This is a genomic window from Flavobacterium hydatis (genome assembly GCF_000737695.1).
Lineage (GTDB): Bacteria > Bacteroidota > Bacteroidia > Flavobacteriales > Flavobacteriaceae > Flavobacterium > Flavobacterium hydatis.
The window spans coordinates 100,811-126,099 of sequence record NZ_JPRM01000002.1 but is presented as its reverse complement, the minus strand read 5'-3'; the positions used below and the strand labels follow the sequence as shown (position 1 = coordinate 126,099).

At 32.6% G+C, this 25,289-nt stretch carries 22 protein-coding genes; 14 read left to right on the top strand and 8 right to left on the bottom strand.

The window, feature by feature from the left end; genetic code table 11:
- Positions 1 to 187: 187 nt before the first annotated feature.
- A complete protein-coding gene (locus IW20_RS01930; protein WP_035618013.1) occupies positions 188 to 919 on the top strand; it encodes a hypothetical protein in 732 nt (243 codons plus the stop codon).
- Positions 920 to 1,000: 81 nt separating this feature from the next.
- Here IW20_RS01930 and IW20_RS01925 read toward each other — a convergent pair whose 3' ends face one another.
- Positions 1,001 to 2,089, bottom strand: a complete 1,089-nt coding sequence (locus IW20_RS01925) for an NHL repeat-containing protein (RefSeq protein WP_035618011.1) — start codon at positions 2,087 to 2,089, stop codon at positions 1,001 to 1,003.
- A 313-nt stretch (positions 2,090 to 2,402) separates the two neighbouring features.
- Here IW20_RS01925 and IW20_RS25245 point away from each other — a divergent pair, with 313 nt between their 5' ends.
- The 4 genes from IW20_RS25245 to IW20_RS01905 all read left to right on the top strand — a co-directional run bounded on the left by IW20_RS25245 (position 2,403) and on the right by IW20_RS01905 (position 7,298).
- Positions 2,403 to 3,455: a sensor histidine kinase gene (locus tag IW20_RS25245; RefSeq protein WP_051885493.1), complete on the top strand. Its 1,053-nt coding sequence runs from the start codon at positions 2,403 to 2,405 to the stop codon at positions 3,453 to 3,455.
- An 85-nt stretch (positions 3,456 to 3,540) separates the two neighbouring features.
- A complete protein-coding gene (locus tag IW20_RS01915; protein ID WP_035618009.1) occupies positions 3,541 to 5,265 on the top strand; it encodes a serine hydrolase in 1,725 nt (574 codons plus the stop codon).
- A gap of 101 nt (positions 5,266 to 5,366) precedes the next feature.
- Positions 5,367 to 6,533 carry an alpha/beta fold hydrolase gene (locus IW20_RS01910; protein WP_035618007.1) on the top strand — a complete coding sequence of 389 codons (1,167 nt, stop codon included), beginning with the start codon at positions 5,367 to 5,369 and terminating at the stop codon, positions 6,531 to 6,533.
- 66 nt (positions 6,534 to 6,599) lie between these two features.
- Positions 6,600 to 7,298 (top strand): LytR/AlgR family response regulator transcription factor, encoded by a 699-nt coding sequence (locus IW20_RS01905; protein WP_035618006.1) that lies wholly within the window; start codon positions 6,600 to 6,602, stop codon positions 7,296 to 7,298.
- A gap of 49 nt (positions 7,299 to 7,347) precedes the next feature.
- On the opposite strand, the gene IW20_RS01900 is transcribed toward IW20_RS01905, so the two are convergent.
- The 3 genes from IW20_RS01900 to rsmG all read right to left on the bottom strand — a co-directional run bounded on the left by IW20_RS01900 (position 7,348) and on the right by rsmG (position 9,995).
- Positions 7,348 to 7,773 carry an SMI1/KNR4 family protein gene (locus IW20_RS01900; RefSeq protein ID WP_035618004.1) on the bottom strand — a complete coding sequence of 142 codons (426 nt, stop codon included), beginning with the start codon at positions 7,771 to 7,773 and terminating at the stop codon, positions 7,348 to 7,350.
- Between the two features lie 36 nt (positions 7,774 to 7,809).
- Positions 7,810 to 9,225, bottom strand: coding sequence for an alkaline phosphatase (locus tag IW20_RS01895; protein WP_035618003.1), 1,416 nt, complete (start codon positions 9,223 to 9,225; stop codon positions 7,810 to 7,812).
- Positions 9,226 to 9,365: 140 nt separating this feature from the next.
- On the bottom strand, positions 9,366 to 9,995 hold the full coding sequence (rsmG, locus tag IW20_RS01890) for a 16S rRNA (guanine(527)-N(7))-methyltransferase RsmG (protein ID WP_035618001.1): 630 nt from the start codon (positions 9,993 to 9,995) through the stop codon (positions 9,366 to 9,368).
- Positions 9,996 to 10,102: 107 nt separating this feature from the next.
- Here rsmG and IW20_RS01885 point away from each other — a divergent pair, with 107 nt between their 5' ends.
- Positions 10,103 to 11,200, top strand: coding sequence for a fatty acid desaturase family protein (locus tag IW20_RS01885; RefSeq protein WP_035617999.1), 1,098 nt, complete (start codon positions 10,103 to 10,105; stop codon positions 11,198 to 11,200).
- Between the two features lie 72 nt (positions 11,201 to 11,272).
- On the top strand, positions 11,273 to 12,463 hold the full coding sequence (locus IW20_RS01880; protein WP_035617997.1) for a pyridoxal phosphate-dependent aminotransferase: 1,191 nt from the start codon (positions 11,273 to 11,275) through the stop codon (positions 12,461 to 12,463).
- 56 nt (positions 12,464 to 12,519) lie between these two features.
- Here the strand turns inward: IW20_RS01880 and IW20_RS01875 are convergent, their stop codons facing one another.
- On the bottom strand, positions 12,520 to 13,578 hold the full coding sequence (locus IW20_RS01875; RefSeq protein WP_035617995.1) for a serine hydrolase domain-containing protein: 1,059 nt from the start codon (positions 13,576 to 13,578) through the stop codon (positions 12,520 to 12,522).
- Positions 13,579 to 14,155: 577 nt separating this feature from the next.
- On the opposite strand from IW20_RS01875, the gene IW20_RS01870 reads away from it, so the two are divergent.
- The 4 genes from IW20_RS01870 (at position 14,156) to IW20_RS01855 (ending at position 17,977) form a co-directional block, all read left to right on the top strand.
- Positions 14,156 to 14,656: a nuclear transport factor 2 family protein gene (locus IW20_RS01870; protein WP_035617993.1), complete on the top strand. Its 501-nt coding sequence runs from the start codon at positions 14,156 to 14,158 to the stop codon at positions 14,654 to 14,656.
- 49 nt (positions 14,657 to 14,705) lie between these two features.
- Positions 14,706 to 15,284: an outer membrane beta-barrel protein gene (locus IW20_RS01865; protein WP_035617991.1), complete on the top strand. Its 579-nt coding sequence runs from the start codon at positions 14,706 to 14,708 to the stop codon at positions 15,282 to 15,284.
- Between the two features lie 133 nt (positions 15,285 to 15,417).
- Positions 15,418 to 15,963 carry a dihydrofolate reductase family protein gene (locus IW20_RS01860; RefSeq protein WP_035617989.1) on the top strand — a complete coding sequence of 182 codons (546 nt, stop codon included), beginning with the start codon at positions 15,418 to 15,420 and terminating at the stop codon, positions 15,961 to 15,963.
- Positions 15,964 to 16,102: 139 nt separating this feature from the next.
- Positions 16,103 to 17,977, top strand: coding sequence for a peptidase U32 family protein (locus IW20_RS01855; RefSeq protein WP_035617987.1), 1,875 nt, complete (start codon positions 16,103 to 16,105; stop codon positions 17,975 to 17,977).
- Between the two features lie 49 nt (positions 17,978 to 18,026).
- Here IW20_RS01855 and IW20_RS01850 read toward each other — a convergent pair whose 3' ends face one another.
- Positions 18,027 to 18,809, bottom strand: a complete 783-nt coding sequence (locus IW20_RS01850; protein ID WP_035617985.1) for a hypothetical protein — start codon at positions 18,807 to 18,809, stop codon at positions 18,027 to 18,029.
- A gap of 1,150 nt (positions 18,810 to 19,959) precedes the next feature.
- On the opposite strand from IW20_RS01850, the gene purT reads away from it, so the two are divergent.
- Genes purT through IW20_RS01830 form a run of 3 tightly spaced genes read left to right on the top strand, consistent with a single transcriptional unit; the run spans position 19,960 to position 22,019 of the window.
- Positions 19,960 to 21,120 (top strand): formate-dependent phosphoribosylglycinamide formyltransferase, encoded by a 1,161-nt coding sequence (gene purT / locus IW20_RS01840; RefSeq protein ID WP_035617981.1) that lies wholly within the window; start codon positions 19,960 to 19,962, stop codon positions 21,118 to 21,120.
- Positions 21,121 to 21,123: 3 nt separating this feature from the next.
- Entirely contained in the window at positions 21,124 to 21,441 is a 318-nt protein-coding gene (locus IW20_RS01835; protein ID WP_035617979.1) for a DUF6370 family protein, read from the top strand.
- A complete protein-coding gene (locus IW20_RS01830) occupies positions 21,441 to 22,019 on the top strand; it encodes a Crp/Fnr family transcriptional regulator (RefSeq protein WP_035617977.1) in 579 nt (192 codons plus the stop codon). Before IW20_RS01835 ends, IW20_RS01830 begins: the two co-directional genes overlap by 1 nt.
- Positions 22,020 to 22,236: 217 nt before the next feature.
- On the opposite strand, the gene aceA is transcribed toward IW20_RS01830, so the two are convergent.
- Together aceA and aceB are read right to left on the bottom strand one after the other, a co-directional pair.
- Positions 22,237 to 23,517, bottom strand: coding sequence for an isocitrate lyase (gene aceA, locus IW20_RS01825; RefSeq protein ID WP_035617975.1), 1,281 nt, complete (start codon positions 23,515 to 23,517; stop codon positions 22,237 to 22,239).
- A 137-nt stretch (positions 23,518 to 23,654) separates the two neighbouring features.
- A complete protein-coding gene (gene aceB, locus IW20_RS01820; protein ID WP_035617972.1) occupies positions 23,655 to 25,256 on the bottom strand; it encodes a malate synthase A in 1,602 nt (533 codons plus the stop codon).
- Between the last annotated feature and the right edge of the window lie 33 nt (positions 25,257 to 25,289).

The window sequence follows — 25,289 nt, the reverse complement described above, 5'->3', positions numbered from 1 at the left end:
TTTCGTACGATGTTGGTTATCAAAAACATACCTTTTTCAAAAACCTTATAATGTTACTTTAAAAACCTTTCCTGACATAAAAAAAATAAGTCCAAGCGTAAATTTGAACTTTCTTAACCTAGCAAATAAACTCAAGGAAAAAGAATAAAATGTTCGCACATAAATATGGAATTAAATTAAATGACTTATGAAAAGTTTAGAGAAAGTACCCGAAATAATCCGTGAAGCAAAAAGTGTTGGTCACGCTATTGATTTTAAATGGAATGAGAAAATCATGGAGAAACTTATTGATCCTGCTGAGAACCATAATAAACTAGAGAATGCTTTAGCAGGTATTAGTTATAAGGCTTCTTTAGGATTAACAGCAGCTTTACTAGAATGGATTTACTGGCGTTATAAAAGCCACACTGAATCATCTCTAGAAATGAAACTGCGTATCGAAGCGCTTTGGTGTTCTATATCAAATCCTGAATACACAAAACCTCTAGTTTTTGACCTTAATATGGATGCTCCGGCAACTGGTCCTATAGATGGACCATTATGGGTTGCTCTTATGAATGTAAGAATGGTAGATGTGTTACGCAGAAAAGGTTCTTATTATTTACAAAGTGAAATCGTAGGTTTAGCATTACTTGCACGCCACGTTTCCCCAAAGAAAAAAATATTTAATAAATGGCTTAAAAGTACTTTAAAAGAACTTAAACATATCTTTCCTTGTCAATATACGTATGACAATATAAAAGCAACAGATGAAGAAGTTTATAATCCATCGGCAGAACCCGTAATCAGTCGTGATTTTTTCTTCGATCCTTTTTATAAATACAGTGCAAAATCTTCAGAAACTGCCATTAAAGATTTTGTTGCAAGTTTAAACTACGAAACAAATCCTTTTTTATGTTTCCCTAAAGAGGCTAGTTAAATCAATATATTTTTATAGAAATACCCACAAGTTTAAAATATTTTAAAACTTGTGGGGATTCTTTTTTATTACAAACTAAGTCTATTTACTTAACTCAAAACTAGAAATAGTATGAAAAGAATCGATCTCAGTATTCTTCTCCCCTTTAAAAGTATCGTAGTTTACAACCAACAATTTTCCTTTATAAATTATCGTTTCACAAGGATTATCTAATTGTCCATCAGAACCATCTGCATTACCATTCTCCCATATTAAGTGTATTGTATTTGTATTTAAATCTAGCTGGTGAACGCTATTATTATCATAATTGGCAATAAAAATAGAGTTCCTTTTCTCATCATAAAAAAAGCCATCACAACATTTTAATTTATCCGAGTTAAAAACTACTTTTTTAGATTTAAGCTTACCTTCTTTTGTAAATTCAAGTTTTGTAATTACTCCATCTCCAAAATTTCCCGCATACAGATTTCCTTTTTTATCAAAAGCAATACCATCAATACCAATAGTTCGTTTTGTTACTTCGGGTTTAAGAGTAAATGTTGTTACTAAATAATTAGGTTTCGTATTTTTATCCAAAGTTATTTTACCCGAATTTAATTCCTTCAGCGAGAAGCTATAAATTCCACTTTCTCTCCTATTCTCAAAAAGAGCATCGGTTATATAAACTCTATCTTTATACCATCTTACTGCTTCGCCAAAATTGAAACCTTCTGCTAAAACCTCGGCATATTTAGGTTTTCCATTCTCAACAACAACCCTTAACAATCTAGAGAAATTTTCTTTATCAGCAAAAAACTGATTGTCCATTATATATAAATTCCCATCAGGGCCAAATTCCATTCCCATAGGATGTACCTTCTTTGTTTCAGGATGTACTGGCAGTTTATCAAACCATGTTACAGGTTTATCATTTTCGTCAAAAGTCAAAATTTTACTTCCATGCTTTTCAAAAGTCATCGGATTAGTAATAGACAAATACAGATTGCCTTTTTTATCCAGAGCCATTCCATCGGGAGTTTGACACGTTTCGCCTAAATCGGCAAACAAAGTTGGTTTAATTGTTTTTGAAACTTCACTATAAGTAATTTCTTGTTTGCTTTCTTGTGAAAATAAATTTATAGTATTCATGAAAATCAGAATACCTAGTACGTTTTTAATCATTGTCTTCATTTTGTTTAGGTTTAAGTGTTTTTTTGGATTGTTTAAAAAAGAATACTTTTTAGCTCATTTACTAAAAATAATGCGAATAGAAGAATCAGTTTTATCATGATTTATATATTTGAAAGCGAATATAATCACAGAGCCAATCCCCTATTTTATGCGCAATCAAAAACACAACTTTAGCATTCGAATAATAGATTTTAAAAGAATAATGCATTCGTATGCTCAAATACATTTTTTAGATGCAAAAAGCTTTTATTTATATCTGTAAATAAAGCATACTTCGATATTTTATTATCTTGTTCCCTCTTAAACCATTATAATGAGTTTTTTAAAAAACATCGACCTAAAAAGAATCCTTTTCCATTGTATCTATTGGATTTCCTTTTTATTATTATACCTCTCAAGCAAGTCTGATAATACTAGTACTTACGACTTTACTTTTATTTATACCTGGAAAGTTATAGCACAAGCAACTGCTGCTTACGGATTGATTTATTGGATTATTCCTCAAACTCTGGATAAAAAGAAATATTTACTTTTTATCGTTTTTGCGACAAGCTGGCTCTATCTTGTTTTTGCTTTTTTAATGATTTTTAAATACTATTATCTAGAACCTAAATTCCCTGGATTCTTTGATGATTGGCTTGGGCATAAAATGTCTGTTCCAGAAAGATTAACTTCTTTTAAATTAATATTCAGAGAGTTTTCTTTTATCACTTATCCAATAATCATATTGGGTTTTATCAGCTTTAATCGCAAGCAGCAACGCTTTTTAAAATTAGAAGAAGAGAAAAAATCGATGGAATTAAAAGTTCTGAAGAATCAATTAAATCCTCATTTTCTTTTTAATACGCTGAATAATTTATACACTTTAACCCTTAAAAAAGATGATAAAGCACCCGAAGTAATTGCCAAATTATCCGAAATCCTGGACTTTGTATTATACCGTTGTAATGAAGATTATGTTTCTATAGAAAAAGAAATTGCCTTAATTGAGAATTATATTGCTCTGGAAAAACTTCGCTATAGCGAAAGCAGATTAGAAATTTCGTTTGCCAAAGACATACAGGAAAGCAACAAAATTTCGCCTCTTATTATATTAACCTTTATAGAAAATTCTTTTAAACATGGTGTAATTAATGAGACTAAGAAAGCCTCTATCAAGATGAATTTAGAGAGTAAAAAAGGACAAATCATCTTTAGTATCGAGAATACAAAACCTCAAAATGGGATTACAGCAATTACAACTAAATCGAAAATTGGACTAGAAAATGTTCGTAAACAATTGGACTTATTATATCCTAAAAAACATCAATTAGAAATAGAAGAAACACAATCCTTTTATAAGGTTAAACTTTATCTTAATCCTTAAAGATCTATTTTGATTATATTAAAACTGCACAAATAATATTGTTTTCCTTCATTCTAGCTAAAAAATTAAAATTCAAAAACCCTTTATGAAAAAAAAGTCAAATCATTCTTTATTAAAAGGAATCGTTTTAAGCATTATCCTTCAAATGATTACTTTGTGCAATATCGGAGCACAGAATAAATCAGCAGAGCTAGACAAGTTAATGAAACATTACCATGCAAATGGTGTTTTTAACGGAACTATTCTAGTTTCTGAAAATGGAAAAGTGATTTATCGCAATGCTTTTGGTTACGCAAATAATGAAACCAAACAGCTATTAACACCCGAATCATGTTTTGATCTTGCTTCGGTTTCTAAGCAATTTACTGCAATGGGAATTATGATTTTAAAAGAGAAGAACAAACTTTCTTATGATGACAAACTCATAAAGTATTTTCCGGAATTTCCTGCTTATGCAAATGATATTACTATACGAAATTTATTGAACCACACATCGGGTTTACTGAACTATTATGAGTTCTCTGATAAAGACAATTTGACAAATTTTGAGATATTTAAAATATTAATAAATAGAAATCAATTAAATTTTAAGCCAGGCGAAAAATATGCTTACAATAACGGAGGTTATGTAATGTTGGCATTAATTATAGAAAAAGTTTCAGGTGTATCTTTTACTACATTTATGAAAAAAAACATCTTTGATCCGTTGAAGATGAAAAATACATCTGTATGTAATGATCCGGGATTTAAAATAAAAAACAGAGCCATTGGTTATAACAGGATTGGCGAAATAGATGATTATAAAATTTCGCACACAGGTTCTACTAGTATATTTTCAAATGTAGATGATTTATTTTTGTGGGAACAATCACTGTATACTGAAAAGCTCGTATCAAAGAAAACAATGGACGAGGCTTTTACCCCAGCAACTTTAAAGAATGGTTCTGTATCAAATTATGGATTTGGATGGCGAATAAGCAAAGATAAACAACAAAAATCAGTAGAACATTCAGGAAGGCAGTTTGGATACCGTACTTTTATAAAGAGAGATTTAACTAAAAATAATTCTTATATTTTACTTACTAATTATGGTGATGCGATTGCATTTAATGAAATAAATCTTGCTATCGATAACATTTTATCTTCAAGTCCCTATATGCTTCCAAAAATTCCTGTTTTTTCTAAACTTAAAGAAGCCATAGATAATAATTCTGTCGAAACAGCTATAGAAATCACAAGAAAAGCAATAAAAGAAAAACCTAATGAATTTGCTATTAACGGTGATGGTATTAATGAATTAGGATATAAATATTTAAGGGAGAAGAAAACAAACGATGCATTATCTCTTTTTAAATTCAATCTCGAATTAAATCCAAAATCTTCAAATACGTACGATAGTTTAGGTGAAGTTTACCTAGCTATGAACGATACGATAAATGCTGTAGAAAATTATAAAAAATCAGCCGAACTGGATCCAAATAATTCTAATGCCATTAAAGTTCTAACTAAATTAGGAATTGCTACTGATAAACTGACTCGAGAAATCACAGTTCCGTCAGGAATTCTTAAAACTTATGAAGGCAAATATCAGTTGAATAAAAATTATTTCTTCACTGTTACTTCAAAAGAAGAACAACTGTTTATTCAGGGAACTGGAGAAGCTATAACAACAGTATTTCCTATATCAGAAAATAGATTTTATAGTAAAATAATAACAGCTCAATTTACATTTAATAAAAACGCAAACGGAGAAATTGATAGCCTTACATTAAATATGGGAAGTGATGTGGTTGCCCAAAAAGTGAACTAAAATTAACCGTTTATAAAAAATGAACACCTGACTACCGTTGTAATATATAAAGAAAAACAAAAAAATCAATTTTCTACAAAAAACTAACCCTCCCAACTTTTATGAAAAAACACCTCTTAATTAGTCTATTATCTGTTTTCTGCTTTATTACTGCAAATAGCCAATCTAAAACAATCGATACGTTGGTAGATGTTGGTAATCACAAGATTCATTTTAAGATTGTAAAAGGAAAAGGAACGCCAATTCTTTTTGAAGCTGGTGGAGGAAATGATGGTTCGGTTTGGAATTCTATTTTAAAACCAATTTCCGAAATTACAAACGCTACTTTAATAACATACGACAGAGCTGGTTTTGGCACAAGTACAATTGATACTTTACAAACCGATGACTCTAAACACGGAATCATAAGTAATATTGAAGATTTAGAAATAGGCTTAAAAAAACTAGGATTCGATAAAGAAATCATGTTAGTTTCACATTCTTTTGGGGGTTATTTATCAACTCTTTATGCGACCAGACATCCTAAACTTGTAAAAGCGGTTGTATTAATTGATGTTAACCATAGCTATTTTGAAGACGGCTACATCGAAAAAATGTTAGCCACACAAGATAAACTAATACCACAATGGAAAAAAAACAATAAAGGCATTTATTATATGTCGGCAACTATTGCCGAAACTGTAAAAATAATGAGCAAGTTGTCTATTCCGCAAACCATTCCTGTTGTAGATTTTATAAACGGAATCCCTTTTTATAAAGCACCCGAAGAAATAGAACGATGGAAAAATGGTCATAATAAATATGTCGCAAACAATCCCAATGTTACCGATATTACCGCTTATGGTTGTGGTCATGCTATTTGGTTAGACAATCCGCCATTGGTAATTACAGCAATTACCAAAATGTATGCAAATGGTTCTAAACAAAAAACTGAAATTCAAGAACGTGCTTTACAATATACAATGCAAGCATTTAACGAGGATAAAAAAGAACAATTGGCATACAATAATTCCGAAGACGATTTAAACAATTGGGGATATGAATTATTACGCAAAAATGAAAATGAAAAAGCAGCCGAAGTTTTTAAATTAAATATGCTTTTAAATCCAAAAAGCGCAAATGCATATGACAGTTATGGTGAGGCTTTGCTAAAAATTAATAAAAAAGAAGAAGCTATTGCAATGTATAAAAAATCTGTTGCTCTTAATCCTGAGAACAAAAATGCAATAGAAGTTTTAGAACGTATAGCAAAAGAAACTACAAAATAACTAGATTAGATTGCAAACAAACCTCAAAAAGGTTAAAATTGTATCTATTAAATATAAAATTTTCAAATGAAATATAAATGCATTATCGTCGACGATGAACCATTGGCAAGAGAATTAATTGCGTCGCATCTGGCTAATTTTGATAATTTCGAACTAGTCGATTCATTTGAGAATGCATTAAAGGCATATACTTTTTTAGAAACAAATACAGTCGATTTACTATTTCTTGATATAGAAATGCCTTTACTAAAAGGGAATGACTTTTTGAAGAAATTAAAAAATCCTCCTAAAGTAATTTTCACAACCGCTTATCGCGAATATGCCATCGAAGGATATGAACTCAATGTTATAGATTACCTTTTAAAACCAATTACTTTTGATCGTTTTTTTGTTTCAATAGAAAAATTCAAACAATTGCAAGCGCCCAAAAAAGAAGATAAACCAATTCCTGAAAATCATATTTTTGTATCTAGTGGGAATAGAAATATCAAAATAATTTTTGAAGAAATCATATACATCGAAAGTCTAAAAGATTATATCACGATACATCTGGAAAACGGAAAATCTCATCATCTTAAACAGAGTATTTCAAGCTTCGAAAAGTTATTAGATTCAAATTTTGTTCGAGTTCATCGCTCTTTTATTATTCAGACAAAAAAACTGACCGCTTATTCTAAAAATGAAGTCGAAATAAACGCAATAGAAATCCCGATAGGAAGCAGTTATAAAGAAAACTGGCTGGCTTATTTAAAAACAATTAAATAATAAAACCCCACAAACTCAGAATAAATCTGAAACTTGTGGGGTTTGTTTTTTATTCAAACCAATTTTTACCATTCTCTAAACGATCAAAAAAATCAGTAAAAGAATCTCCTATATCAATGTGACAATCTTTATCCAAATCAATAAAAGGAGATAAAACTATTCTATACTTTTCTTTTTCAATAAATTCTATTGCTATAAACTCTGAACTTCCATTTGAACCAATTCCAATTGTATTGTCTAGATTATGTAAAATTTCATAATTATTATTCATTTCTAAAATTTCATCCAAATCCCAAAGTACAACAAAATGTTCCCCTATGAAATTTTCATTTCCCGAATAATTTGAAATATAAAGTTTATAATCCTGTGGTAATTTAAACTGTATAATATTTTCAACTTCATCAATACTATGAATCGAATTTTCAGTTCTTTTTAAAAAATTATGCTTCTCCAACATTTGTTCAATCTTCATCATAATCACGCAAATAACTAATTCTTCACTTAAAATAAATTAAAACTTATTTTCTACTTCAGCAGCTTGTAACATCAAATAGTGCAAATCGGTATTTTTTACAAAAGGTTTTAAAAGTTCACTTCCGGGACCAAACATTGCCAACTCAACATAATCGGCAGAGTGATCCATACTAATCCAACCTACCGAATTTATTTTTCCTTGCATATCAGCAAAAGCTTTATAAGGTAATTTCTTGTAGTTATACAATCCGTCTTCCTTATGCAAACCATCATAATAACTCAAAACCGTTTTAGCATCTTCCTCCGAAACCGAATGTCCGTTGGCTTTTTCGATAATCTCCTTTACCTGAGCAATCGAAGAATCAGGTTTAATCTGATTTAAAATCCACTCGTTAGTCTGCGTGTATTTCTGGATACTATCAAAATTCTCATTAGCATATTTACCATAAATAATCCCAGGATTCGCATTACCGTGATCCGTAGTAATTATTACTAAAGTTTCTTTGTCTTTCTCGGCAAAATCTATGGCAATTTTTACTGCTTCGTCAAACTCAATTTGGTCATTAATTAAACCCGCAATATCATTTCCGTGTGCAGCCCAATCTACTTTCCCACTTTCTATTTGTAAAACAAAACCGTTTTTATGACCTTTCATTCTATCAATAGCTTTCTGTGCCATTTCGGCAAGACTTGGAACCGTTTGCTTTAAATTATCATCACTATTTCTATCTACATAATACGGAAGAGCGTCCTCTGAAAACACTCCTAAAATAGGTTGTGAATTAGATGCTAAATCCATCTCCGAACGTGTTTTTACCACCTGATATCCTTTTGCTTTAAAAGCAGCATACATATCCTTTTTATCTTTTCTTACCTCAGCGTTAAAATAATTTGAACCTCCGCCCATCATAACATCAAAACCAAGATCTAAATATTGTTCGGCAATATCATCCTGAGCATTTCGGCTTTTGCTATTTACACAAAAACCCGCTGGAGTTGCATGAGTAATAGGAACAGTAGTTACGCAACCAGCCATCTTGCCTGATTTCTTGAATTTTTGCCAAATAGGTAAATGTGGTTCCCCTTGAGGACTTACATTTAGCACGCCATTATTTACCCTAAAACCTCCACCCCAAGAAGAACTTGCGGCCGACGAATCGGTTACTATAGAATTTGCCGAAGCCGTATCCATCAATGCTCTCGAAACCCTATTGTCTTTATATAACTGAATCCAATTGGTACCTTTTCCTGTTTTTCTGTTTAGGAACAAATCCGTCATGTTTAGAGTTCCAGTACTCATTCCGTCACTAACTAAAAGAATAATATTCTTAGCTTTCTTATTTTTATTAACCGATTCTAAGTCTAAAATATTTGCAGAACCCTGAAAAGGATTCATTACAGCAGCTCCAATTGTAAATAAAGAGCCATTTCTAAAAAACTTCCTTCTATCCATCATTACTTTGTTTATGTAAGTATTTCAAAGATAAAAAAATACACCAACTAACAAAATTATCTTTCTGTTATGATACTAAACTAAAAGCAAAAACCCCGTCTAATCTAGACAGGGCTTTATAATTTGTATTCGGATATGTTTTAAACCGTAAACTTTAAAGGCAGATGAACCACTTTTTTAGTTTCAAAAAACTCATCATCAAATATCTCTGCTAAATCGTACAACGTAGCTTTAGGAAAATCTTTTAATTCCTCTGCCAAATCTCCACCTTTAAGATATAAGATTCCATTTTTTAAAGTATGCTTGTGTTGTTTCTTGATTTTCTCTTTTACCCACGAAACAAAATCAGGCATATTGGTTACGGCGCGACTTACAATAAAGTCAAAATCACCTTTTACCAATTCGGCACGCTTTTGCTCTGCTTTTACATTCTTTAATTCTAATGCATCAACAACACCTTGAACCACTTTTATTTTCTTGGCAATTACATCAATTAGATAAAATCGTGTTTCCGGAAAAAGAATCGCTAACGGAATTCCAGGAAAACCTCCTCCGGTTCCAACATCCAAAACAGTTGCTCCAGGTTCAAATTTCATGATTTTTGCAATTCCTAACGAATGTAAAATATGTTTTGTGTATAAGGAATCAATGTCTTTTCTAGAAATAACATTAATTTTTTCGTTCCAATCGTGGTATAAAAAGTCTAATTTTTGAAATTGTTCGATTTGAAGATCGGTCAAATCAGGAAAATATTTCAATATCTCATCCATTGCTCTAAATTTTTAACAAAAGTACTACTTTACGATTGAAATATTTAACTCAATTTTGCAAATTGAAAATTTATAATAATTACCTTTGAAAACTATTTAAATTAATTATGAATAACACTGCTCCCACATTTGCAAGGCAAGACAATCTGAAGTTTTTCAGAACACTTAACTCTCGAGTAAACAATTACTTTAAAGAAAATAATATTCAGAAAACCGGAAACTGGAAGTTACACTTAAAAGCCGTTATTCTTTTTGCAGTTTTTCTAACCCCATATTTTTTAATCCTTACACTTAATATGCCTTTTTGGGTAATGTTACTTTTATCAATCGTAATTGGTATTGGTATGGCAGGTGTTGGAATGAATGTAATGCACGATGGAAATCATGGTTCATATTCGACTAAAAACTGGATTAACAAATTCATGGGAGGAACTATTTATGTTCTGGCAGGAAACGTTTACAACTGGCAAGTACAACATAATGTTTTACACCATACTTATACTAATATTCCTGGACATGATGAAGATCTTGATGCAGGAAGAATTATTCGTTTTACAAAACATGCAGAATGGCATAGTTTTCACCGTTTTCAGCATTATTATTCTGTATTCTTATACGGATTATTAACTTTCAATTGGGCTATTACAACCGATTTTAAGCAAATGCGAAACTACCTAAAAAGAAAATTATCTTATGGTGAACCAAAAAGCCCAAAAATTCTTTGGACAACACTTATCATAACAAAAATTATATACGTTTCTATCTGGATTGTTTTACCAATCGTAATAGGAATTGCATGGTGGAAAGTATTAATCGGATTCTTCGTAATGCACTACACAGCAGGATTAATCCTAAGCGTTGTGTTTCAGTTAGCGCACGTTGTAGAAGAAACTACAAATCCATCTCCTAACGAATTAGGCGAAATGGACAATACATGGGCTATTCACCAATTATTTACTACAACTAATTTTGCACCAAAAAATGCAATTGTAAACTGGTATACTGGAGGATTAAATCACCAAATCGAACACCATATTTTCCCAAACATAAGCCACATTCATTATGGTAAAATTGCAAAAATCGTAAAAGAAACTGCAAGAGAGTGTAATTTGCCATATTACGAATACAAAACAATGGGAAGTGCAATTATTGCTCACTTCAAACATTTACGTGAATTAGGGATGAAACCTGGATTATCAGTTTAAACTAAAAAAAATCTATTAATAATTAACCATCCTTAATTAAAGTTGAAATTAAGGACATTCAAAAATTTTATAATGAACCATATTCTTTCAGACAGAATCAACAACCTTGCGACATCACAAACTCTAGCAATGGCTGCTTTGGCACGCGAACTAAAAGCACAAGGAAAAGACATTATCAGTTTAAGTTTAGGGGAGCCTGATTTTAACACGCCAGACTTTATTAAAGAAGCAGTTAAAAAAGCAGTAGACGAAAATTACAGCACATATTCTCCAGTAGAAGGTTATTTAGAATTGAGAGAAGCAATTTGCAGAAAATTCAAAAGAGATAACGGATTAGACTACAAACCAACACAAATCGTAGTTTCTACAGGAGCAAAACAATCATTATACAACATTGCACAAGTAATGTTAAACGATGGTGACGAGGTTATTTTACCAGCACCATACTGGGTTTCTTATTTCGAAATCGTAAAACTTTCAGGTGGAGTTCCAGTTGAAGTTCCTACATCTGTAGATACAGATTTTAAAATTACACCAGCACAATTAGAAGCTGCTATCACACCAAAAACAAAAATGATGTGGTTCAGTTCACCTTGTAACCCTTCAGGTTCAGTTTACAGCAGAGAAGAGTTAACTGCACTTGCAAAAGTGTTAGAAAAACACCCAAATATATACGTAGTTGCCGATGAGATTTATGAGCACATCAATTTCTCAGGAACATTCTGCAGTATCGGTTCAATCCCAGGAATGTTAGAAAAAACAATCACTGTAAACGGAGTTGCAAAAGCATTTGCAATGACAGGATACAGAGTTGGTTACATCGGAGCTCCAGAATTTATCGCAAAAGCGTGTACAAAAATTCAAGGACAAGTAACATCAGGAGCAAATTCTGTAGCACAACGCGCTACAATTACAGCTGTAGATGCTGATCCAAGTGTATTAAACCACATGGTAAAAGCTTTCCACACACGTAGAGATTTAGTAGTTGGATTATTAAAAGAAATCCCAGGAGTAAAAATCAACATTCCAGAAGGAGCTTTTTACGTATTCCCAGACGTTTCATCTTTCTTCGGAAAAACATTAAGAGGAACAGAAATAAAAGATGCAAACGATTTATCAATGTACCTTTTGGCAGAAGCAAATGTTGCAACAGTAACAGGAGATGCATTCGGAAACCCAAATTGTATCCGTTTCTCTTACGCTACAAGCGACGATATCTTAAAAGAAGCATTACGCAGAATCAAAGAAGCTTTGGCTGCATAATTACATAAAACAATATCTAAAAGGGTGTTTTCTTCCGAAAACACCCTTTTTTTTATCTAGTTCATTAAAAGTGAAGCAATATCTCTAGTAATAGAAGTTGGAGAATTACAATCGCAATTACTCAAACCAATTACATAAATCTGCTCACTTGGCTCATAAACTCCCATCGATTTAAAGCCAAAAATACTTCCGCCATGTTCACGAACAATTTTATCTTTTACTTTCTCTAAATGCCAACCATACCCATAATCTATTTTTATTCCATTATCTAACTGATAATTAGTAAAAGCTTTTTCTGTAAAAGCAGCATTTAATAGTACATTCTCATTTATTGCATTTTGCCATTTCAGCATATCATCTACATTAGACATTATCGAACCAGAAGCATACGGAATAGAAAAACTTATATAATTTGCATTTATATAGCCCCCTTTATCGCGATAACCAGAAACCCTGTTTTTAATAATTTTTTCATGATTTGCATAATAGGTATTTTCCATTCCTATTTTCTTAAAAATATTTTTGGTTATAAATTCTTCATACGACTGCCCCGATACCGTTTCTATAATATAACCCAAAAGCACATATCCAGAATTGCAATACTTATATTGTTCCCCAGGTAATAAATCAATTGGTTCATTCTTAAAAAAGTCAACTAATTCTTTTGGTGATAAATCTCGTCGGGCAATATCTTTTATCTCTTTCATACTCGTAAAATCTTTAATTCCCGAAGTGTGCGTTAACAAATGATGAATTGTAATCCTATTTCCATTAGTCGGATAATCAGGAATAAACTTTGTAATATCATCATTAAGCTTAAGCTTTCCTTGTTCAGCCAGCATCAATATAGAAACAGCTGTAAATTGTTTAGTCATCGACCCAATTTCAAAAACAAATTCAGGTTTCATTTTAATATCAAATTCCAGATTTGCCATTCCAAAAGCCTTCCGATATATCACTTTCCCTTTTTTAACGGCCATAAAAACTGCTCCGGGATTTTCAGGTTTAAATTTTGAAGTTATCAAACTATCTATTTTCCTTTCTAGATTTTGAGCAGACAATGCCGAATTCCAAATTAAAAATAGTGTAACAAGAGATTTTAAGATTGTTTTCATTTTGTGATTAATTAATGATTGATAAAAGCTTGGACGGCATCGACAACCTTTAGGTTACAAAACAAAAAACAACATACTAAAACGGCTTAGAGTTTAAAATTTCATCACCTTAACTTTTAAACTGTTTTTATGGGGTTCCCTCTGGTCGGGCTATCCGACTATATCTTTTATTTTTTAAAGAAAAAAATAAAAGGATATCGCTCCTATCCCTAACCCAAAAGCTAATTACTATCAACTTTACTAATAAACAACGGATTACAAACACAAATAACATATTGCAAACATAGCCAACGGTTTCAACCGTTGGAGCACAATGTATAATCGCAATCCGTATCACACGGTTAAAACCGTGAGCTATAATTAAAACAGGATAGAATTTAAAAAATGAGCTTTATTTTCTATTACTACTCCTGTCTACATGCAGATATTAAATACACGAAACCAACTTTCTTACCCCTTTTTATTACTCTACAAACAAACCTTGTTTTACAAATCATTTTATTAGTATTTTTAGCCCGCAAATAAAAACCCTTTTATAGCATCTAAACTTTTGTGACATTCCCATAAAACGACAACTATGAAAAATACAATTTCTACAATTTTACTAATACTAACAATAGGAATAGTAGCAATACCATGTAATGCCCAAAAAAGCACAACAATAACCGAATCAAAACCCTACACACCAGTATCAAAGGAATTATTTGATACAATTGTAAAAATGGACAGAGTCGTTTTTGATGCCGCCAATAAAGGTGATTTAGAAAAATTAAAAACGTTGTTTGCCGAAGACCTTGAATTCTTTCATGATACAGGAGGACTAGACAATTACGCAAAGACAATGGAAAACTTTCAGCGGATTTTCACCAATTACGGATACACCAAAAGAGTTCTTGTAGAAGGAAGTATCGAAGTTTACCCAATTAAAGATTATGGAGCAATACAAACAGGAGTGCATAAATTCTGCCGACTAGAAAATGGAGAACTTATAAATTGCGGCACCTATAAATTTACTCATATCTGGAAAAACACACCTACAGGCTGGAAAATTTCAAGAGTAATTAGTTACGGACATTAAATTTAAATAAAACTATAAAAACCATTACAAACCAAATAACCAACTAATTATGAATTCTGTATTTCGGAAAATTTTTATCATTACTATTTTTGCACTATTCTCATCCCATCTGGCAAAAGCCCAAACAGAAGGGAATTTTATTAAAGTTTCAATAGGCTATGGATCAAGCTCTTCAAATTACGAAGAAGAAAATCCGGAAATTATAGATGGTACTGGCTTTTTTGCCCAAGGAGAATATATAATAGGAGTTACCAAATGGTTTAGCGTAAGACCTTATGCCGGCGTTATTTTTACCTCAACCAGCGAAGATCCCGTTAAAAACCCAAAAGACTACAAAGTAGAAACTAATGCGTTTTTGCTAGGAGGTAAAGTTCGTCTTTGCGCACCAATACCTTGGGTTGCTCCTTTTATAGAAGCTGGTGTTGGAGCTGCTATCGGTTCATTTGAAACCTACACAAATCAAGTCAATGAGAAAAAAAGTGGCATAGTTCCACATATTCCAATTAGCTTAGGACTTGCATTGGGGCCAAAAAATAACATAGAAATTGGAGTTACCTTTTACGGAAATTTATCTGGCGAACAAGGTTTCGGTGCATTTACAGCAGGATATACATTTCCTATAGATTAATAAACTTTCATGCTAAACAAAAATTCAAAACTACTTAGTAATAAACCAAGTAGTTTTTTTTATTTATATAACTTGAAAAACGATATTTTTATATCCGAAAACCAAAGCAAGACAAACATTAAATATTTTACAGATGAAGAAAGTAATTTTAGATTTAGCCGTAACCTTAGATGGCTTTATCGAAGGACCAAACGGAGAAGTTGATTGGTGTATAATGGACGATGACATGGACTTTGATGGTTTTTTATCAAGCATAGATACTATTTTTTACGGTAGAGTAAGTTATGATATGTGGGGGAATTATCAACCAGAAACAAACGCTACTCCAACTGAACAAGCGCTATGGGACGCAGTACATTCAAAAGAAAAATTTGTTTTTTCAAGCCAAAACAAACACGATGATAAAGCAACTTTTGTAAGTACAGACATCACTAATAAGGTAACAGAAATAAAAAAACAAGGCGGAAAAGATATTTGGTTATATGGTGGAGCAAGTCTTATTAAAACATTTATTCAATTAGGTCTTATTGATACTTACAGAATATCAGTACATCCAATAGCCTTAGGTAGCGGAAAACCATTGTTTGAAAACTTACTAGAACGAATAGAACTAAAACTAATTAAAACCAATGTTTTCAAATCTGGGGTAGTACAACTTACTTACGAATCAAACAAATAAAAAACAACTCCAAACCTTATCAACCCCTAATAGTTAACTATTTCAAAAAAAGTCACTTCTGTATTAGCAAACTCGAATTATTTATAAGAACTTTGCAAACTTTTTTCCGTGAATACCACAGAATGTTAAAGTCTTAAAAATGAAGAAGAAAATCGAAATTTTAGCTCCAGCTAAAGATTTAATCGGAGGAATGGCAGCTATAAATAGTGGAGCCGATGCAGTTTATATTGGTGCACCACAATTTGGAGCACGTTCTAATGCAAATAACTCTCTTGAAGATGTTGCAGCATTAGTAAAATATGCTCACTTATTTAACGCTCAGGTTTTTGTGGTAATGAATACCATTTTGTACGATAACGAACTTGAGACTTGTCGCAAAATGATTTATGAGTTATACGATATTGGTATAGATGCATTAATTATTCAGGACATGGCTATCATGGAGATGGAGCTACCTCCTATCGTACTTCATGCCAGCACACAAGCCAACAATCGTGATGCTGATAAAATTAAATTCCTAAAAGATGCCGGAATAAAACGTGTGGTATTAGCACGCGAATTAAACTTGCACCAAATTAAAACGATTTACGACGAAGCCGATGTTGAACTAGAGTTTTTCGTAACCGGAGCTTTATGTGTATCCTTCAGCGGAAACTGTTATATGAGTGTAGCAAACGGAGAACGTAGTGCTAATCGTGGTTCATGCGCACAAAACTGTCGTTTGCCTTATAACTTAATCGACGGAAACGGAGAAACATTAATCAAAAACAGTCACTTACTGTCTATTAAAGATTTAGATATATCAGATCAAATTCCGAATTTAATTGAAGCGGGAATTGTTTCTTTTAAAATCGAAGGAAGGTTAAAAGATGTCGTTTACGTAAAAAACAACGTGTCTTTTTTACGCCAAAAACTAGATAGTTTTCTAGAAGCAGAAGGAAGTGATAAATACATGAAAGCTTCTTCTGGAACTTGTACCTATACTTTTGATTCTTCTCTAAACAGAACATTTAATCGTGGTTACACTGACTATTTTGTAAACGATAGAAATCATAGTATTGGATCTTGGGAAAGCCCAAAATCAAAAGGACAATATATTGGTAAACTAATCCGAACTGTCGGAAACGCTTACGAAATAGAAAATGGCGAATTATTAAACAACGGAGACGGACTTTGCTTCATCAACGAGAATAACGAAGCCGACGGTATTTATGTAAACAAAGCCGAAAACGGAAAAATATATCCAAACGTTTTAAAAGAGGTAAAAGACGGAACTTTTATTTACCGTAATAACGACGCAGCTTTCATCAAAATTGTAGAAAGAGAAGATAGCGCCGTTCGTAAACTAAGCACCACTTTATTACTTACTGAAAACGAAACTGGTTTTGAACTAATCGCAACCGACGAAGATGGAAACGTAAGCACCGTTAGTTTAGATCATGCTAAGGAACAAACTAAAACTGGCGAATCTATAGAAGAAAATATCAAAACACAATTGGCAAAAACTGGTTTTACACCTTATACAGCCGATGAAATTAATGTGATGTTTACACAAAACTGGTTTCTTCCTATTTCAAAAATCAACGAAATGCGAAGAACTGTTTATGATCAATTAACCGAGATTCGTTTAGCAAATTACAAACGCGAAGAACACCAATTGGTAAAAACATCGCATCCGTATCCTGAAACCAAATTAGATTTCATGTACAACGTTTCGAACAAAACGGCACGTAAATTCTACGAACGTCATGGCGTAACAGAAATCGAAAAAGCATTTGAATTGCAATGGGATCCAGGAAAATCGCGTGTAATGACAACCAAATATTGCATTAAATACGAATTGAAAAAATGCCCAATACATCAAAAAGACATAATGGGTGTTAAAGTAAAAGAACCATTGGTATTAAAACAAGGCGAACTAGAATACAAACTAAAATTCAACTGTAAACCTTGCGAAATGGAAATTTGGGAGAAAGATGCCGAATTTGAAATCGAAGAAGATCAATTTCATTAAAAATACAAAAGCGATACTTTTTTAAATAAAGTATCGCTTTTTTTATTGCTTATTTTTTCTTGGTAGTTTTTTTAGTTGTCTTTGGTTTCGTAGTTTTTTGCTCCGGTTTTGGTTCAACTTTTGGCTCAACTTTCGGCTCTCTTTTTTTGTTATACAAATTCACAACTACCTCAATATCATAATATTTATATTCTTTATCTTCTATTTTTTTAGCAATTTCAGAATCATCACTAAAATAATACACTCCGTACTCTTTAAAAAAAGCATTGTATCCTGCAGAAAGAGCATTTGAACTCAGAGAAACCAACACAGGATAATCTTCTTTACTCCTTTTCATATAATGATTAACATCTTTAGAGACAACTTTCATTTTATTTTCTTTTATCTTCTCTTTTGTTTTTTCATCTTCTATCTTAACTTCTTTTATACCATATTCCTCACCACCTAAATATAAAGATACCTTACCACTTATTGTTTTACATATCCAGCTTTCATCAATAATCTTAAATTCGGTACCCTTTTTTTTGTACACTTTAGTTTTTGTCCATACAAAAGTATAAGACAGTTTTTTATTTTGGTCAAAAATCTGAATTGAATCTATGTCTTTACTTGCATATTTTTCATTGTCTTCACCTACTTTAATTTTCACCTTTTTATCAGCAGAACTAGGGAACTTAACTACTCCACTAATTTTTTGTTTGTCTTTTTTAAAAACAATTGCGTCAGCTTTTTGCTCACCCATTCCTAAGTTAAATGTAATCCCCCCAGACTGAGAATGTACTAATGCCGTCATTAATAAGGCACTTACTATTAAGTAAAATTTTACTTTCATTATTTTAAATTATTATTTGTAAGCCGACAAATATATAAATATAGTATCGCTTTAAAACAAGTTTTAAATCAGTTACAAATATAATTATTAACAAAAAATTACACCATAAAAACTTTTAATTTGGGCGTGACCACAAGGGTCGGGCTATTCGCTACAAGTCCTCGCACTTCCTTCGTCAGGCTGTGGGCTATCCGCTCCTATCTCTCACGCAAACCAGTAAACAAGAAATTTCACGTTTACAATTCCCTACAATCCCAAAAACAGATTATAGATGCAGATTACGTAGACGCACTGCGGTGCGTCTCTACAGCGATCGATTGTCAATAATTAAAACATATCTACCTACACGTCCCAATTGTAGAGACGCACCGCAGTGCGTCTACACACAGTATTACAATACAGTCAACAACCGAATCTGCAACATCTGCGTGAAACCTTTGCGATTAAATCAACACAACCTAAAAAATAAATTATAGATGCAGATTGCGTAGACGCACTGCGGTGCATCTCTACAGCGATCGATTGTCAATAATTAAAACACATACAAAACAAATCTATCTACATACAGTATTACGACACAACCAACAATTAAATCTGCCGAATCTGCAAAATCTACATGAGAATAAATTTCATTTTTTTATCTTTACTCTCAAAACTAAATCCAAATGGCATTAAATAATAGCATAACAAAACATTCAATCATTGCGGGATTTTTTGTGTGTGCCATATTTCCGTTACTAATATTTTCGGAAAGCTATTTTGTTGATCTCTGTATCAAAATATCAGATTTTGGTGTTTTTTGGAATCCTATCTTTTGGGGAGTATTATTTCCGTTATTCCAAGTTTTTCTATTTTGGAATTCTGGTAAAAAAATTAGCCATTCATTAAATCAAATAACATATTTTCAGGCTTGCTCACAATTCTCATTTGCTGTAAGCTCAAAAATTATAATAGCACTTTTTACACTTTACATAATCGGACAGTTTGTTAATGGAATTTCGGTTGTATTACAATCCCAGATCTATGATCAAATTGTTTTTTCGATACTAATGATATTATTTTTATCCTTTTTATTAATGATAATGACTTTTATTAGTAGTTTGATAATTATAAAACTGAGTCAAGACCCTCAAACATTAAATAAAACACAATGAAAATACTACTTCTAGGTTCAGGCGAATTAGGCAAAGAATTTACCATCGCTGCACAACGAATCGGACAAACCATAATTGCTGTAGATAGTTACGAGAATGCTCCTGCAATGCAAGTTGCACATGATTTTGAAGTAATCAATATGCTCGATGGCGAAGCTCTTGACCGAATCGTTGCCAAACACAAACCCGATTTTATAGTTCCAGAAATAGAAGCCATTCGTACCGAACGATTTTACGATTACGAAAAACAAGGTATTACTGTAGTTCCATCTGCTAAAGCTGCAAACTACACAATGAACCGCAAAGCAATTCGTGATTTGGCAGCCAAAGAACTTGGCCTTAAAACTGCCAAATACCAATATGCAACCTCAGCCGAAGAGCTACAAAAAGCCGTTCAGGAGGTAGGGATGCCATGCGTTGTAAAACCATTAATGTCCTCTTCAGGAAAAGGACAATCGACTATAAAAACTCAAGAGGATATCCTAAAAGCTTGGGATTATGCCGTAGCAGGTTCGCGCGGAGATGTTATCGAAGTAATTGTAGAAGCATTTGTAAACTTCCATTCTGAGATTACACTTTTAACAATTACTCAAAATAATAATCCAACCTTATTTTGCGCACCAATAGGTCACCGACAAGAACGTGGCGATTATCAAGAAAGTTGGCAACCTGCAAGAGTATCCGACAAAGATTTATACGAAGCCCAAGATATGGCCGAAAAAATAACTGAAGCTTTGGGAGGCGCAGGACTTTTTGGAGTAGAATTTTTCCTAACCAACGAGGGTGTTTATTTCTCAGAACTTTCTCCTCGCCCACACGATACCGGAATGGTAACTTTAGCAGGAACGCAAAATTTTAACGAATTTGAATTGCATTTACGCGCTATTTTAAGCTTACCGATTTTCGAAATAACCCTAGAAAAAGCCGGAGCAAGTGCCGTAATTCTAGCTTCAGGAGAATCTAATAATCCAACTTATACCGGAATCGAAAAAGTTGCTGCATTACCTAAAACCGACTTCCGTATCTTTGGGAAACCAACCTCTAGACCTTACCGTCGTATGGGAGTTGTTTTATCAAATGATATTCTGGAAACTCCTATTGAAGAAGTAGTTGAAAGAGCAAAAAAAACCGCACAATTAATAACCGTAAAATTATAAAAGATGAAAAAATTAGTATTCATAGCATTTCTATTCTTGAGCATCACAATGAATGCACAAGACAAAAAAACTACCGAAAAACCTCAAATTGTAGAAACAGCTTGTGGAGAATGTCAATTTGGGATGAAGGGCAATAGCTGTGATTTAGCCGTTCGTATAGACGGAAAATCTTATTTTGTAGACGGAACTACTATAGACGAACATGGCGATGCACATGCCAAAGATGGTTTTTGCAATACTATTCGTAAAGCAGCAGTAACTGGAAAAATAGAAAATAATCGTTATAAAGTAACTACGTTTACATTGGTAAAAGAAAAATAATGGATTTAATTCTAGAAAACATTGCCAAACACGTTTCGTTAACTCCCGAAGAGCAAGCTCATTTTTTATCCAAAACCGAAACCCGTTTCTATAAAGCCAAAACAATTTTATTAAACGCAGGAAATGTTTGCAAAGAATCTTATTTTATAAACTCAGGTATTATTCGAAGCTTTAATATCAATGATAATATTGTAGAGCATGTATTGAGTTTTTCTTGTCAAGGATGGTGGATAAGCGACATGTACAGTCTTATTACCCAAAAACCAGGGCAACTATTTATCGAAGTTTTAGAAGATTCAGAAGTTGTTGTTCTTAGCAAAGAAAACCAAGAACAATTGTATTTTGATATTCCAAAATTAGAACGTTTTTTCAGGATTTTAACCGAGAATTCATTGGTTGCGAATCAGCAACGTTTAATGGATAATCTAAGTTTATCTGCCGAAGAACGCTTCGAGAAATTTTGTGCCAAATATCCAACACTAATCCAGAAAGTACCACAAAAACAAATTGCATCTTTCATTGGCGTTACACCCGAGTTTTTTAGCAAAATGAAAGCAAGACTTTTGAAAAGTAAATAATATTTAGCCACCGATTTCACAGATTAAAATGATTTTTTTTCGCCACGAATTTCACAAATTTTCACAAATTAAATTGGTCCAAACATTGAATTAAAATTCGCGTGAATTTGTGAAATTTGTGGCAACCTTTTTTTTAAAATCACTTTAATCTGTGAAATCTGTGGCAAAAAAAAAAACACGGCTTAACTAAAAACCGTGTTTCTATTTGAATTAAAAATTAAAATTGCTCAACCTCAGTAGAATGTTTCATTGCTGTAGTTGTTGATTTTCCTATTGTTACAGTATTTTGCACCGCATCAAAATAAGAAGTTCCAACAAAAGCCTGGTGTTTTACAGCACGGAATCCGCTATTTTGTAACGCAAATTCTTTTTCCTGCAATTCAGAATATCCAGCCATTCCTCTTTCTTTATATGCTTTAGACAATTCGAACATACTTGTATTTAAAGCATGGAAACCAGCCAAAGTAATAAATTGGAATTTATATCCCATTGCAGCCAAGTCTTCTCTAAAAGTTTCCATTTCGGCAACAGATAATTTAGCTGCCCAATTAAAAGATGGAGAACAATTATAAGCAAGCATTTTATCAGGAAATTGTTCGCGCATAGCATCCGCAAACTTTTTAGCATATACCAAATCTGGATTACTGGTTTCCATCCAGATTAAATCAGCATAAGGTGCATAACTTAATCCCCTTGCAATTCCTTGATCAATTCCGCTATTTACATAAAAGAAACCTTCGTTAGTTTTTTCGCCAGTAATAAACGGAGCGTCTCTAGGATCTACATCACTCGTTAATAAATTTGCTGCATCAGCATCAGTTCTTGCTACAATAAGCGTTGGTGTTCCCATAACATCTGCTGCTAATCTTGCTGCTACCAATTTATTAATAGCTTCTTGAGTTGGCACTAAAACTTTTCCTCCAAGATGTCCACATTTTTTAGCAGAACTCAACTGATCTTCAAAGTGAACTCCAGAAGCTCCAGATTCAATCATAGATTTCATTAGTTCGAATGCATTTAAATTTCCTCCAAAACCAGCTTCGGCATCAGCAACAATTGGAACTAAATAATCTTTTTTATCCTGAACTCCATTAACAACCTGAATTTGATCTGCTCTTAATAAAGCATTGTTTATTTTCTTCACCACCATAGGTACACTATTTACAGGATAAAGAGATTGATCAGGATACATTTCGCCAGCCAAATTTGCATCTGCAGCGACTTGCCATCCACTCAAATAAATAGCTTCTAAGCCAGCATCAACTTCTTGTATCGCCTGATTACCGGTTAAAGCACCTAATCCTGCTACAAAATCCTGACTTTTAAGTTTTCTCCATAATTTTTGAGCCCCCATTTTAGCAATAGAATGTTCTATTTCGTAAGACCCTTGTAACGTAACCACCTCGGTTGCTGTGTAAGGTCGTTCTACTCCTGCCCATCTTGGGTTTGTTAACCAATCGTTGATCAATTCCTGAATTCTGTCTTCTGTTGTTTTCATAGTATAGTTATTTGGGTTGTTAGTAAGCAATTGTTATGTTAATTTTAAATTAAAAATTGAGAATGTTTTTTTCACGCAGATATAGCAGATAATACAGATTTTTAATTTTTAATTCTCAATTTTTAATTGTTAAGTCTTTATAAATATTTATAGCACGGTATAGTAAGAAAGTTTTCAAAGTCGAGCGTTACAACCAATCTTTCTAATACTTTTTCAGCCAATGGAAACCAGCGTTTTTCATAGTCTTCTTCGCCCAATTCCTTTTTGATTTTACCGAATTCATCTAAAGCTAATTTGTGATAATATGCCAGATTCAACTGCTTTCCATTATCCAAAATCACTTTATTATATAACCATTGCCACAATTGAGATCTCGAAATCTCTGCTGTTGCCGCATCTTCCATTAAATTATGTATAGCCGCTGCACCTTGTCCGTTAAGCCAGGAAGCTAGATACAAAACCCCTACATTAATATTTTTTCGAACTCCTTCTTCCGTTATAGTACCTTGTGGCACTTCTAGCAAATCTTGTTCGGTAATTATAAGATGTGGTCTTGGTACGTGAATCTGATTTGGAGTTGGCATTCCTGCATCAAATATTTCTTTTGCTAACGAAACCAAATCCGGATGTGCTACCCATGTTCCGTCATGTCCATTGCGCACTTCACGCTCTTTATCTGCTTTTACTTTCGCGAAAGCGATAGCATTTGCCTCATCATTATTCTTAATCGGAATTTGAGCAGCCATTCCTCCAATTGCATGGATCCCTCTTTTATGACATCTCTGAATTACCAGACTAGAATAAGCTTTCATAAAAGGCGAAGTCATATTTACCTGATCTCTATCTGGAACTAAAAACGCAGGATGTTTGTGGAATTTTTTTATGTATGAAAAAATATAATCCCAACGACCACAGTTTAATCCAACAATGTGATTTTTTAATTCGAATATAATTTCGTCCAAATGAAAACTTGCCGTTATCGTTTCTATAAGAACCGTAACTTTAATCGTTCCCTGTGGAATTCTTAAATAGTTTTGAGTAAACTCGATAACGTTATTCCACCAGCGCGCTTCTAGATAATGTTCTAATTTTGGAATATAGAAATAAGGAGCAGTTCCGTTTTCAAGTAATTTTTTATGATTATGAAAAACATACAAACCAAAATCTACTAAAGAACCCGAAATTTCCTGACCTTCTACAAGAACATGTTTCTCCTTAAGATGCAATCCTCTTGGGCGAACAATTAATGTCGCTATATTTTCATTTAACTGATATGTTTTATTTTTTACCTCATCTGTTAAGCTGATCGTTTTATTTACTGCATCAATTAAGTTTACTTGCCCATTCATTAAATTCTCCCATGTTGGAGATGTACTATCCTCAAAATCGGCCATAAATGTTTTCGCACCAGAATTAAGAGCATTGATAATCATCTTTCTATCAACTGGCCCTGTAATCTCTACTCTTCTATCCAATAAATCTTTAGGAATAGAACCTGCTGTCCAATTATCTTCTCTGACCAATTTAGTTTCAACTGGAAAAGTTGGCATGACGCCTTGATCAAATAAAACTTGTTTCTGCTCTCTTTGTAACAATAATAGTTTTCGTTGAGAATCAAATTTTCGATGCAATTCTGTTATAAAAGTAACTGCTTCATCTGTCCAAATAGCAGTATAAGAATTGTTTTTTTCGGCTAAAAATTCCATTGCCGACTCTGTAATTTCCAATTGGTTTTTCATAGCTAATACATTTTATACTACAATGTTATAAAA